The 12,093-nt window shown below is 66.1% G+C and carries 10 protein-coding genes and 1 tRNA gene; 8 read left to right on the top strand and 3 right to left on the bottom strand.

Going from position 1 to position 12,093, the window contains the following annotated elements; translation table 11 throughout:
* Nucleotides 1-2: 2 nt before the first annotated feature.
* Nucleotides 3-572, top strand: a complete 570-nt coding sequence (locus HMPREF9336_RS12130) for a GNAT family protein (protein ID WP_007467395.1) — start codon at nt 3-5, stop codon at nt 570-572.
* Between the two features lie 18 nt (nt 573-590).
* Here HMPREF9336_RS12130 and HMPREF9336_RS12125 read toward each other — a convergent pair whose 3' ends face one another.
* The gene (locus tag HMPREF9336_RS12125; RefSeq protein WP_021030593.1) at nt 591-1,892 is read right to left on the bottom strand and encodes a salicylate synthase; all 1,302 of its coding nucleotides are present in this window, start codon (nt 1,890-1,892) and stop codon (nt 591-593) included.
* 89 nt (nt 1,893-1,981) lie between these two features.
* Between HMPREF9336_RS12125 and HMPREF9336_RS12120 the strand changes: the two genes are divergently transcribed.
* The 4 genes from HMPREF9336_RS12120 (at nt 1,982) to HMPREF9336_RS12105 (ending at nt 5,737) form a co-directional block, all read left to right on the top strand.
* On the top strand, nt 1,982-2,221 hold the full coding sequence (locus tag HMPREF9336_RS12120; protein ID WP_007467393.1) for an MbtH family protein: 240 nt from the start codon (nt 1,982-1,984) through the stop codon (nt 2,219-2,221).
* Nucleotides 2,211-4,004, top strand: coding sequence for a type VII secretion AAA-ATPase EccA (gene eccA, locus HMPREF9336_RS12115; RefSeq protein WP_007467392.1), 1,794 nt, complete (start codon nt 2,211-2,213; stop codon nt 4,002-4,004). Before HMPREF9336_RS12120 ends, eccA begins: the two co-directional genes overlap by 11 nt.
* Nucleotides 4,001-5,545 (top strand): PPE family protein, encoded by a 1,545-nt coding sequence (locus tag HMPREF9336_RS12110; RefSeq protein ID WP_007467391.1) that lies wholly within the window; start codon nt 4,001-4,003, stop codon nt 5,543-5,545. Before eccA ends, HMPREF9336_RS12110 begins: the two co-directional genes overlap by 4 nt.
* 119 nt (nt 5,546-5,664) lie before the next feature.
* Nucleotides 5,665-5,737 (top strand) — tRNA-Arg (locus HMPREF9336_RS12105).
* A gap of 15 nt (nt 5,738-5,752) precedes the next feature.
* Here HMPREF9336_RS12105 and HMPREF9336_RS12100 read toward each other — a convergent pair.
* Entirely contained in the window at nt 5,753-7,087 is a 1,335-nt protein-coding gene (locus HMPREF9336_RS12100) for a site-specific integrase (RefSeq protein WP_007467390.1), read from the bottom strand.
* Nucleotides 7,088-7,167: 80 nt separating this feature from the next.
* Nucleotides 7,168-7,740 carry a helix-turn-helix transcriptional regulator gene (locus HMPREF9336_RS12095; protein WP_007467389.1) on the bottom strand — a complete coding sequence of 191 codons (573 nt, stop codon included), beginning with the start codon at nt 7,738-7,740 and terminating at the stop codon, nt 7,168-7,170.
* A gap of 128 nt (nt 7,741-7,868) precedes the next feature.
* Here HMPREF9336_RS12095 and HMPREF9336_RS12090 point away from each other — a divergent pair, with 128 nt between their 5' ends.
* From HMPREF9336_RS12090 to HMPREF9336_RS12080, 3 genes are all read left to right on the top strand, one after another.
* Nucleotides 7,869-8,096, top strand: coding sequence for a hypothetical protein (locus HMPREF9336_RS12090; protein WP_007467388.1), 228 nt, complete (start codon nt 7,869-7,871; stop codon nt 8,094-8,096).
* Nucleotides 8,097-8,194: 98 nt separating this feature from the next.
* Nucleotides 8,195-10,522, top strand: a complete 2,328-nt coding sequence (locus HMPREF9336_RS12085; protein WP_007467385.1) for a phage/plasmid primase, P4 family — start codon at nt 8,195-8,197, stop codon at nt 10,520-10,522.
* 12 nt (nt 10,523-10,534) lie between these two features.
* Nucleotides 10,535-11,443, top strand: a complete 909-nt coding sequence (locus HMPREF9336_RS12080) for a hypothetical protein (RefSeq protein ID WP_007467383.1) — start codon at nt 10,535-10,537, stop codon at nt 11,441-11,443.
* Nucleotides 11,444-12,093 lie beyond the last annotated feature (650 nt).

Here is a 12,093-nt window from a genome sequence, read left to right as displayed (position 1 = left end):
TCGTGACGCAAATCATCCTTCCGATCGGCAAGACGAACCGCAAAGCCGCGCACCGCGTGCTCGCGACGGCGTTCGCGCGCGATCCGGTCATCCGTTGGACCGTCGCCGACCCCAGACGCGACGAGGCGGTCTTCCGTGCGCTCGATCTGGCGATGCACGGCGCGGACGAAGGCTCCGACCTGCTCTACGAGGACGGCGTCGCCGTCGGGGCCGCGTTCTGGGACCCGCCGGGCTTCACCCCGCCGCTGACGCAGACGCTGCGCGCGGTTCCCGTCCTGATGGGCGCGCTGCGCGCCCGGCTGTACCGGGGCGGGGCATTCGCCGCCACGGTCATGCGCCACCGCCCCCGAGAGCCGCACTGGTACCTCGCCGCCATCGGCGCGACGGCGTCCGGGCGCGGCTTCGGGTCGGCCCTCTTGCGGCACCGGCTCGACCAGATCGAGGGCCCGGCCTATCTGGAGAGTTCGAACATCCTGAACAACCCGCTCTACGAGCGGTTCGGCTTCCAGGTGGTCGCGGAGATCAAACTGCCGTTCGGCGGGCCGTCGATGTGGGCGATGCGCCGGGAATGACCGGCGCGCCGGACGGCGTCACTGCTTCGCGATGAGATGCTCCGCCACGCAGGCGAGCTTCTCGCAGGTCTCCTCGAACTCGCGCTCGGGCCTGGACTGGCCGATCACGCCCGCGCCGGCGCGCAGCCACGCACGGCCGCCCTCCTGGTAGACCGCGCGGAGCACCAGCGCCGCGTCGAGACTGCCGTCCCGGCCGGCGGAGAACACCGAGCCGGAGTACAAGCCACGAGACGGGCCGTCGAGGCGGAAGATGGCTTCCACCCCTTCGGCCTTGGGCAGGCCCGAAGCGGTGACCGCGGGGAACAACGCCGCGAGGGCGTCCATCCGGCCGTGCTCGCCCGTGAGCCTGCCCCGCACTGTGGAGGCGAGGTGCTGCACGCTGCCCCGCTCGCGCACCACCATGAACCGCTCCACCTCGGCGCTGTCGGGCTCGACCACGTCGGCGAGGTCGTGCAACGATCCGCGCACCGAAATCGCGTGCTCGTGGATCTCCTTCGGATCCGACTCCAGGTCCCGGCGGGCGGCGAGGTCCGCGTCCTCCCCCCTGCCGAAGGCGCGAGTGCCCGCGAGCGGCTCGGTGGTCACCAGGCCGTCTGGGGCCACGACCGCGACCATCTCGGGGGAAAAGCCCAGCGCCTGAATGCCGCCGAGGTTGAGCAGGAACGAGCGGGCCGGGGTGTTGTGCTCGCGCGCCCGCTCGTAGCTGGCCGGGAAGTCCACCTCGAACGGGAGGTCCACCCGCCGGGAAAGGATGACCTTCTGGTAGTCGCCGCGCTGGATTTCCGCGACCGCCTGCGCGACCCTGCCCCGATAGTCGGAGGGGTCAAGGCGCACGTCCACCGGCGTGGGCCCGTGGTCGGCTCCGGGCAGCGGGGCCGACAGCGCCTGGGACACAGCCGCGCGGGCCGCCTCGTCATCGGACTCCACGACGACCTCGTCGCCTTCGACCCTGACCAGGACCTCCGGGGCCAGCAACGTGGCGAGCGGCACGTCCGGCGGCAGCCGGTCCGCGAGTCCGTGCCGGTACGCGCCGAACTCGAAAGCGACCCAGCCGAACACCCGCTCGGCGTGTTCGAGGAGCCACGCCGTGGCGCGCTCCAGCGCCGCTTCTGGGCCGCCGGACCACGGCTCGGACACCGTCGGCTCCCCAGCGCGCGAGAGCGACAGCGAACCGCTCGTGAGTTTCGCCGTCGCGAGCGTCCCCCCCGCGTACCACCAGACTCCGCCCCTTTCATAGACAACGTATTCTCGGTGCAAACCCGACGCGGCAAGTCGGGCCATCAGGATCGGGGCGCAGGCGCGTGCGAGGACTTCAGGCATGTTTCGGCTCCGCATTCTAGAATCGACGGGGTGGGCAGTTAAGGCTAACCTTTATTAGGTTAGCATTGGCTTACACGAAAGGAGCACACATGCCGGTCAACCCCTTCGACGACGAGCGCGGTCAGTTCTTCGTGCTGGTCAACGACGAGGAGCAGCGCAGCCTCTGGCCAGCGTTCGCCCCCGTCCCAGCCGGATGGACGATCGAGCATGGCGCTCCGAGCGGCGACTCGCGCCAGGCCTGCCTCGACTTCGTCGAAACCGCGTGGACGGACCTGCGCCCCCTCGGGCTGCGCAAGGCGATGGCCGTCGGAGCACACGATGGCGCATAACCCCGAGACGGTGAGCCGCTTCGCGACCTGCTGCCTCGCGCTGGGCCTGCCAGTCCGAGGCAGACGCCGCCCTGCGGACCTCGCCGCCGCGCGCTCCGGCTTCGCCGCGCTGGCGCGGACCGCGCACGACTCCTGCGACGCCTGGGTCGGCCTCGCCGCCTCAGGCGATCTCTCCCTCCCCGTGCTGGAGTCCGCCGTGGCGAACTCCGCCAACTCCGGCGAGCTGAGCAGAGAGATCGGCCTCGGCCCCGACGCGTTGGGCTTCCGGTACGAGTCCGGCCTCTACCTGCGGCTGCGCGCCGCCGACCCCGCCGGACTGCGCCTCGCGCTCGCCGCCGCGCTCGCCGAGAACGGCAAGCTCGAACAGGCGCACGAGATCGCCGAAAAGGTCGCCAAGGAACATCCCGAGCGGTTCGACGCCCGCTGGACCCAGGCGGCCATCTGCTACCGCGCGGCCCGCTGGCCCGACGTCGTCGCGCTGCTGACCCCGGTGGTCGCCGACAGCGCGGACCTCGACCCTGCCTCCGCGCACGCCGCGCGGATCTCCCTCGGCATCGCGCTGGCCCGCCTCGGCATGCACACCCCCGCGCTCTCGCATCTGGACGAGCACCAAGGCCCGATCGCGGTGGCCGCGACCGACGGGGCGCTGGCCCGCGCGCTGTGCCTGCGCGCGCTCGGCGACGAGGACGGAGCGCTCGAAGGGCTGCACGAGCTGTACGCGGCGGACCCCGGCAACGCGCAGGCCGAGCACGCGCTCGGCGACGCGAGCTTCGGCCTGCCCACCACCACCGCCGCGCGGATCGACGCGCGCACCGACCCGTGGGACCCGGACACCGAGCCGGACGAGGACAGCCACATCGACCCCGCCGCCGCAGAGCGCAAAGCGGCGCTCCTCTCCATCGCGGAGCACGAGCTCGACCAGTTCATCGGCCTCGACGAGGTCAAGGACCAGGTGGCGCGCTTGAAGAGTTCGGTGGCGATGGCGTTGCGCCGCCAGGAGCGCGGGCTGGCCGTCGGGCAGCGCGCGCACCATCTCGTCTTCGCGGGCCCGCCGGGCACCGGCAAGACCACCATCGCCCGCGTGGTCGCCAAGATCTACTGCGGCCTCGGCCTCTTGAAGAAAGAGACCATTCGCGAGGTGCATCGGCCCGACCTGGTCGGCCAGCACATCGGCGAGACCGAGGCGAAGACCAACGCGGTGATCGACAGCGCGCTCGACGGGGTGCTGTTCTTGGACGAGGCGTACTCGCTGGTGTCCACCGGGGCCAAGAACGACTTCGGCCTGGTCGCCATCGACACCCTGCTGGCCCGCATGGAGAACGACCGCGACCGCCTCGTGGTCATCATCGCGGGCTACCGCGCCGAGCTCGACCTCTTCCTCTCCGCGAACGAGGGCCTGCGCTCGCGCTTCACCCGCTCCATCGCCTTCCCCTCCTACGCCCCCGCCGAACTGGTCGAGATCGCCGTCCGCCTCGCGCACTCCCGCGACAGCCTCTTCGACGAGCCCGCGCAGGCCGAGCTCGCCCAAGTCCTCGGCAGACTCGCCACCGGCACGACGCCCGACCACAACGGGACGCCCCGCCCCAGCATCGACATCGCCGGCAACGGCCGGTTCGTCCGCAACCTGGTGGAGCGCTCCGAGGAGGAACGCGAGCACCGGCTCGACCACGCCGAGAACGTGGACGACTTCACCGACGAAGAACTCATGACCATCACGATTGACGACGTGCGCCGCGCGGAAACGATTCTGCTGCGCGGCCTGGGATTGGAGACAAACGCATGAGCGCGCCATTTTTCGGGGCTTTCCCGCCCGAGGTGTTTTCCGCCCTGTTGAGCACCGGCCCCGGTTCGGGGCCGCTGCTCGCCGCCGCGACGGCGCTGCAAGATCTCGCCGCCCAATACGCGGGGGCGACCGAGGAGCTTCTCGCGGCGCTCGCCGAATCCGCAGCGGGCATCTGGGAGGGCCCGAGCGCGGAGCAGTTCCAAGCCGCGCATCAGCCCTTCCTCGCCTGGCTCGCCGAATCCGGGGCCGCAGCCGCAGCAGCAGCCGCGCAGCACGAGGTCGTCGCGGGCGCGTACGAGGCCGCGCTCGCCGCGATGCCGACCATGGCCGAACTCGCCGCGAACCACGCCACGCACGCCGCGCTCATGGCGACCAACTTCCTCGGCATCAACACCATCCCCATCGCTCTCAACGAGGCCGACTACGCGCGGATGTGGGTCCAGGCCGCCACCACCATGACCGTGTACCAGGCCACAGCCGGAGCCGCCACCGCCGCCGTGCCCACGACCATGGCCGCGCCGCCGATCACCGATCCGGGCATGAGCGCGATGAGCCGCATGGCCGCCGCCCCGTACCAGGCGAACGCCATGTCCGACGCGGTGCAGGCGCGCTCCCTCCTGGACAGCAGCGACAACAACTCCCTCCAAGAGATGCTCAAAGACCTCGTCAACCAGGTGGAGAACTTCATCGACCGCATCCGCCAAGGGCTTGAGACGCTCCTGGCCAGCCCGGCTTTGCTCTCGCTCGCCAGCATGCTGTTCTTCATCGCCTACGAGGCCTTCTTCATCCCCTTCGGGTTCACGTTCTGGGGCGTGGTCCTCGCCGCCCCCTTCCTCATCCCGGTGGCGCTCGGCGTGGCCATCCCGCTCGCCGTCACGGGCCTGCACCAAGACGCCCCCGCAGGGGAGCCGGACGATCCGGACAACCCCGGCAACCCCGACAGGCCGAAGAACCCGGACAAACCGCAGACCCAGCAGGTCACCGTCGTGACCTCCTCGCCCGCGCCTTCCTCGCCCGCCACGCCGAGCCCCCCTGCCCCGGCCACGCCGACCACCGCGTCCGCCCCCGCCCCGTTCACCCCCGCAGGCGCGGAAGGCGGCTACGGCTACGCCGTGGAGGGCGAAGACCCGCCCGGCGCGCAATTCGGGCCCACCTCCACCACCGGAGCCTCCGCGCCGGCATCCAGCTCCGCCTCCTCCTCCGCGGCCGCCGTCGCGGCCTCCTCCGCCAAAGAATCCTCGACGCTCAAGCGCAGACAGAGCGCGCGGGCCCGAGGCCGAGGCCGCCAAGTGGTCATGGAGGAAGGCGAACGCATGCACGCCGACGGGTTCATGGACCTTGACCCGCCGTCCACCGGCCCCTCCGCCTCCGAGATCGGCGCGGGCCTGTTGGGCTTCGCGGGCGCGGCCCCCGGCCAAAAGGCCGAAGCCGCCGGTTTCGCCAAACTGCCCGACGGCACCTTCCAGACCGGGCCGACCGTCCCCATGCTCCCGCAGACCTGGGCGGACGCAGAAGCCGACGCGCAGGAGAACCAGGCTTAAGCCTGGTTCTCCTGCGCCCCGAGGCAGAGAAAACACCACGTCACGGGAGCTAATTGGCGTATCCGAGGCCCATGCCGTATTATCGGATAGTTCGCGCGGGCGACCGTCGCGGCGAGGAAGCACCCGTAGCTCAACGGATAGAGCATCTGACTACGGATCAGAAGGTTAGGGGTTCGAGTCCCTTCGGGTGCACATCATCGCCCCAGCTCAGACTGCGTTTCTGAGCTGGGGCGCTCTCGTTTCCGAGGCTTCTACGGGCTTCGTGGTCACGGATTGGTCACCAGCCCCCTGAGAAACCCCCTCCGGGGCAGTCTTGGATCGGCCCGAGCGGGGCACCAGCGCAGCGGCCTTCTCCGCAGCGGCCAAACCCACCCCTTCCAGCAAATGAGCGTACGTGTCGCTCGTGAAAGCGTGACGAGAATGGCCGAGGCGTTTCGACACGACAGCCATGTCAACGCCCGCCGCGAGCATGAGGCTCGCCTGTCCGTGGCGAAGGTCGTGGAGCCTGACCCGCCGCAGACCGAGGTCATCCGTGAGCTTGTTGAACTTCTCCGTCACGTCGTCTGGAGGGATAGGGTTCCCGTCCTCTCGGGCGAACACGAGCCCGTGGTCGACGTAGAGGTCTCCCCACTCCTCACGTTCCGAGTCTTGCGCGAGCTTCTGCGCCATGAGCACACCGACTGTCGCGGCGTCCAAGTCCACCACTCGGGACTCCCCGCTGTCGGTCTTCGGAGTCGAGAACCGGAACTGCTTGTGCTCTGCGGAGCAATATGGGCAAATGATTCCCGCGCTCGGGATGGCCACAAGCTGCTCGCGCACGACGATTTGGTTCCGCTCCAAATCGACACAATCCCAACGAAGAGCGCACAACTCGCCACGCCGAAGCCCGGTCAAAGCCGAGACCTCGAACATAGGGCCGAACCGCTCCCCCGCCGCATGGTCGAGGAACGCCCCGAGGTCTCTCGGTTCCCAAGGACGGACCTTCGGCCTGTTCGCCGCTGGACGATCCGCGTCCACCGCCGCGTTAAAACTGATCAGCCTCTTGCGCTTCGCCGCCCCCAACGCAGAACTGAGAGTTGCGTACACTCGGCGCACCGAACTGGGGCTGAGCTGTTTCGGATTCCGCCGCTTCCCCTTCGCGATCTTCTCCCCCGGCTCAGGGGCCTTCGGCGGCTTCGCGACCTCCCTGAGCATCTTCTCCACATGAGTGGCGCGCAGGTCCCTGAGCTTGATATGTCCAAGGTGAGGAACCAAATGCGCCTCGATGTGCTGACGGTAGCTCAATACGGTCTTCGCCCGAAGTCCCGACTCTTCCTTCGCGTCGATCCAATCCCGTAGGTATTGGGCCGTGGTCATCGAGCGATCCACGTGGACACCCTGCCGAATCTCGGCCAACCGCTCTGTCAGAGCGTCCTCAGCCTCGTCCTTTATGCGGAAGCCCCGCTTACGCTCCTGGCGACGCTTACCCGTGACCGGGTCCGGGCCGAGGTCAACACAGTAAAACCAAGTGCCGCCTTTTGCCTTCTTCACGCTCCCGCGCATCTTTTACCTCCTGATCGTGCTGGGAATTTATTGTCCGACGAGGCACCGACAGAACGGCGGTCTCGGGCGCTGGCACCAGCTCACGAGTCGCCCTCCTCAGCGTCGGGTGATTCTTGTTCTGGGAAAGCGATGGGCTCGCCTTTGGCGCACTGCTCCATGCGTTCCATGGCTTTGGCGAAGAGGTCGCGTGTGGGATTCAAGGAGAGGAACTCGAAGAGCGTGTCGGGCGGCATCCGTGTGCTCGTCAACTCGCCTTTCGGCAGTTCGCTGATCAAATCCGCCTGGCCCTCCTCCCAGGTTGTCGCGGCGTTGGCAGCGGCTTCTTGCCAGGCTTCCCACGGGCCTCGAACGGTGAGGAGCAGGAGTCGGCTCGCCCGCCGAACCTGCTCCAAGCTCGCCTGGACCTTCGCCTCGACCGTGGCTTTCGGGGTAGAGATCATCGCCTCGACCGTGGAGCCTAGGACTTCGGCGATGACGAACGCCTCCCCGAGCTTCGCCGGTCGTTCACCAGACTCCAGGCGCTGCACGGTCGTCTGATGGAACGCCAGGCCGCGTTCTCGGAGTTTGCGGGCCAGCGCGCCCTGCGTGAGGCCCTGCTCCTCTCGGAGTTGTTGCACCTGGCGTGCGAAATTCTGGTCCTGGTCGTCGGCCATGGGGGCTCCTTCGGGTGGTCGGTCCACCTAGACTCTAACAAAATGATGTGATTCTGTGCAACACATTGTGTTTTCGAGTATGATTGGGTTGCGCCATCAGACGACAAACCAACAAGGAGACAGAGAAGATGAAGACAGAACCCTGGACCGAGGAGCGGATCAAGACCCTCGGTCCCACGACGAAGGCGCGTATCGCCTTCCAGCTGCTCGGGGTGAGCGAGATGACCGGATACGCCGCCCTGCGCGCGGGAACCTTCCCCGTCCGCGCCCTGAGGATCGGCAAGAAATGGGTAATCCCGACTGCGGGACTCATCGAAGTTCTCGGCCTCGCCGCCTCGCCCGAAACCGCAGCCTAACGACCCGACAAATGGAAAAACCCCGCCGACCAGGGCGGGGTCTCCAAAATAGTTTTTGCCGAAGTCACCAAAACTTCTATCAGTGAGGATATCACATCATGGCTTTGCCCGACCCGTTGAACATCCCAGACCTCCCTGGCGTGCCCCTGACCCCTGAGCATGTGGAGTACCTCGTCAAAGAGGGTTTTCCCGCCGAGTATGTGGCGCAGGCAGTGTTGATCCGCTCCTCGCGGGCGAGTACAGACTTGCCCGCAGGGTTCCGTGAAGCGTTCCCGGATGTGGACCCGCGCGGGATTCTCTTCGGCTGGCGGTTCACGGGTGTGGACGGCAAGGAGCGGGTGGAGTGGCAGTTCCGCCCCGACCACCCGCCATTGGACGAGGCGGGGAAGCCGAAGAAATACTTGTTCCTCCCCGGCACCGGCATCCGCTACGGGCTCCTCCTGAAACGCTCAGGCCCCCGCTTGTGGATCGTTGAGGGCACCAAACAAGGCCACGTCCTCGCGTCGGCGGTGCCGGTGACGGACAGCGTCGTGGCGATCCCCGGCTGCTACGGGTGGCAACGCGACGGCCAAGCACCCCCAGGACTCGTCAAACTCGCGCAGAACAAGCAAGTCGTCGTGGTCCTGGACGCCGACGCCTCCTCCAACCAGCTCGTGTTCGACGCGGGCATCAAACTCAAAGAAGCCCTCCCCAACGCCGCCACCCTCCGCTTCGGGCAAATCCCAGGCGGCGGCAAAACAGGCGTGGACGACTACCTCGCCGGACTCGGCCCAGACCCCAAACAACGCCAGAAAGCCATCGCCACCCTCGCCGAACGAGCACTCCCCAAACCAGCCAACCGCAGGCCGCCCAAAAAAACCAAAGGCGCCACCGAAGAAGAAGACGACCAAGAATGGATGTTCGGGCCAGATGGGAAATTCCTCGTAGACACCGTCGCCCGCCGTGTCTCCGCAGAGCAGCCCTTCGCGCTCACAGCAGACGGCAGACTCGCGCAATACAAAGACGGATGGTTCCAAACCGAAAAAGCCGAGGAACGCTTCCTCGGCCTCTGCGCCAAACTACTCGGCAACCATTCCACCGCAACGATCCGCAACAACCTTCGCGATCACCTCATCGGCCTCTGCGCGAACGAGGGCCGAGTCCTCGGAGATTTGAGCGACGAGCCGCTCATCAACCTGAAGAACGGCATGCTCAACTGGGTCACTGGCGAAAAACTCGACCACGACCCGAAATACTTGTCCGCCTATCAATTCCCCGTCGACTACGACCCTGAAGCGACATGCCCCGTGTACGAGGCGTGGCTGCGCGAGTCGACCCTCGTCGGCGGGGAGGACCAGACCCTGATCCTGGAATCCGTGTTGAGCCAGCTCATCGACTTCACAGCCCCGCCAACGAAAGCCCTGTTCCTCACCGGCCCCACGAAATCAGGGAAATCAACACTCATGGAACTGATGGAGGCCCTCGTCGGCGGCGACCTGACCTCCGCCATCGAATTCCACAAGATGGAGGACCCGTTCTCCGTCGCCGAACTGTACGGCATGCGATTGAACATCGACGCCGACATGCCCGCCAATTACGTCCCAGAGGTGGCGACGTTCAAGAAACTCACAGGTCGGGACAAGATCAACGCGAACAGGAAATTCGGGAGGATGTTCAAGTTCAAGAACTTCGCCGTGCTCATTTTCTCCGCGAACAAAATGCCAGCGGTCGGGGAACGCTCCCGCGCGTTCCTCTCCCGCGCCGTCCCCGCCTCCTTCCCCCACTCCCTGGAGGGGAGCGAGAAGATGAACGGGAAGCTCCCCGCCCTCCTCAAAGCCGAGCTACCGGGCGTCCTCAACCGCCTCATCATGGCCTTGCGGGAGCGGAAAGCCCGCGCCGAAACCCAAGGCGGCGACGGCTTCCTCCCTCCGAACAAGACCGTGATGCGGGAATTCGAAGCCTCGATCAGCATTGCCCATGAGTTCACGCAACAAGCCCTGTGGATTTGGCCGCGCGGAGGCGAAGGATGGGTCGGCCCAAAAACCATCCGATCCGGCGCCGAATGCAACTACGGAATGACCGTGAGCCAATTGTTCGAATTGTTCAAGGACTGGATGGGACAGACAAACAACGAAGTCCACATGAACATGAAATCGTTCAAAGACCGCATCCTCGCGGTCCGGGACGTCGTTCTCGCTCAGAATCAGGCCAGGGGCGATTTCATCAACGTCACACCGAAATTGAACGCCGAATGGGGCACCCCGAACACCACCGGGTTCCACAATCGGCCCAAATACCCCCTGACCCCACCAGGCGCTCCCGAGCGCCCCATGGAGGAGCTGAAAGCCGTTCTCGCGCCAGTCCTGCCCCTGGTGAAACCTGAGACTGAGCCTTTCCGGGCACGGAGAATCAGCGACATCCCTGCTCGCCCCGTCTTCGCGGATTAGGGGCGAGCAGGAATGAGATTCCCAGTCGAAAAATCCTTCTACGTCGACGGAGAGAAAGCCGCATACCGCCAGGTCAATGACCCCGATCCGCTGCATGTCGCCGCCGAGCTCCCTTCCTACCCGGACCTGTGCTCCGACCTCGGTGAGGCGAAAGCCCTGCTCGGTGAGGCGGATTGGCGCCTTGTGGTCCTCGCGGCCCAAGCGATAGCGGAGCGGTTCCCAGCAGCTGAGACCCCGAACCCAAAGGTCAGGGTCCGCGAACTCTGGGATTTTATCTGCAACGACCTCGGCGTCGAATACATCGGAGGACTCGAATTCAAAGCCGCGCTCGCCGCCGCAGGCCACCGTATCGGCGAGACAGAGGACGGCGAAGAGACCGTCAGCGTCCCGGCTGCGGTGTGGGCCGCTGAGACGGCTCGCCGCAGGCCCTACGGCCAGGACTGGGGATTCACCGCTGCGGGTGTGACCGCCCGCTGGCTCGCCCCCGTCGAGGTGACGCGGGCCAGGCTCGGCTCCGCTCTGCTCGCCCACGGGGAACTGTCGGCCCTCGGGGTCGAGGGCTCGGCCAGCAACATTCATCTCTGGCGGGCAGCGCAACGCGCATGCCGTGATCTTCTCGAAGACCTCCCCGCACGCCATGTTCAGGAGGTCGTGGACCATCTCGCCCGTTATTACCCGGCTTGCGACGAGGCGACAGAGGAGAGCCCGTCGAGTTATGTGGTCAAGCATGCTGTTGAGGACGCTCTTGGGCGGTATGTGTCGAATGGGGAGTTGATTCTGGCGACGTTGGTGCTCGGGTATCCGACTCGCCGCGACGCCCCGAACCTTTTGATCGGCACGCCGGAGTGGGTGGTGGCCTCGCGGGCGGCTTACGGGCGGTCGGTGGCCTCCGCTCGGAGGCGTGAGCGGGAAGCCGCCTGACCCCTTCCTTCAACTCTGCCTAGGTTGTGAGCCTCGCCTCATGTCCTAGGCAGGGTTTTTCATATGACGGCCATCATAATCGTCTTGATCGGGGCCTCCAGACCAACCCCAAATAGGGTGACGACCATCACCAGTCTTCGCGACAACACCGGACGCGAGCAAAAACAAGGCCCCATACGAGCAAATCCCGAACCGAAACGGCTCGTCAAAAAAAGCCTTGACCTGCGGCGATAGAAACCACGAGCAAATCCCGAACCAGAATTGCTCGCGACAAAAACGCTGCCTGAACAGGGAATATAGTCATGCCACGAGCAATTATGCCCCTATATGAGCTAGGAGGAGTGTTGAAAAAATTCTCTCCAACCACTGGACGAGAGGGAGGGAAAATATTCCATACGGCCTCTATAGGACTTTTCCTCGAAAATCACTCGCCACCAAGCTGTCACAGACCATAACCCCAGGTCAAAGCCTATCTCCCACCTCGGAATCCGCGAGCAATACTACGCCCGAAACTGCTCGCAACACACGATAATCCCAGTTCAAAGCATGTTTCCAGGATGGTCGCAGATTTGCTCGCGGCAGGGCTCGCGGTTCGACCGCCCACCATGAGGTACGCCAAGCGTGCATCCTCTAGGTCGAGGGTATGAGCC

Source organism: Segniliparus rugosus ATCC BAA-974, assembly GCF_000185725.2.
GTDB lineage: Bacteria > Actinomycetota > Actinomycetes > Mycobacteriales > Mycobacteriaceae > Segniliparus > Segniliparus rugosus.
The sequence above is the reverse complement of the archived record's forward strand: the minus strand, read 5'-3'. Positions and strand labels throughout refer to the sequence as shown.

What these genes read in the sequence shown, in the direction of transcription:
- HMPREF9336_RS12125 (WP_021030593.1), bottom strand. Translation starts at nt 1,892, where the DNA reads ATGCCTGAAGTCCTCGCACGCGCCTGCGCCCCGATCCTGATGGCCCGA.
- HMPREF9336_RS12120 (WP_007467393.1), top strand. Translation starts at nt 1,982, where the DNA reads ATGCCGGTCAACCCCTTCGACGACGAGCGCGGTCAGTTCTTCGTGCTG.
- eccA (WP_007467392.1), top strand. Translation starts at nt 2,211, where the DNA reads ATGGCGCATAACCCCGAGACGGTGAGCCGCTTCGCGACCTGCTGCCTC.
- HMPREF9336_RS12110 (WP_007467391.1), top strand. Translation starts at nt 4,001, where the DNA reads ATGAGCGCGCCATTTTTCGGGGCTTTCCCGCCCGAGGTGTTTTCCGCC.
- HMPREF9336_RS12100 (WP_007467390.1), bottom strand. Translation starts at nt 7,087, where the DNA reads ATGCGCGGGAGCGTGAAGAAGGCAAAAGGCGGCACTTGGTTTTACTGT.
- HMPREF9336_RS12095 (WP_007467389.1), bottom strand. Translation starts at nt 7,740, where the DNA reads ATGGCCGACGACCAGGACCAGAATTTCGCACGCCAGGTGCAACAACTC.
- HMPREF9336_RS12090 (WP_007467388.1), top strand. Translation starts at nt 7,869, where the DNA reads ATGAAGACAGAACCCTGGACCGAGGAGCGGATCAAGACCCTCGGTCCC.
- HMPREF9336_RS12085 (WP_007467385.1), top strand. Translation starts at nt 8,195, where the DNA reads ATGGCTTTGCCCGACCCGTTGAACATCCCAGACCTCCCTGGCGTGCCC.
- HMPREF9336_RS12080 (WP_007467383.1), top strand. Translation starts at nt 10,535, where the DNA reads ATGAGATTCCCAGTCGAAAAATCCTTCTACGTCGACGGAGAGAAAGCC.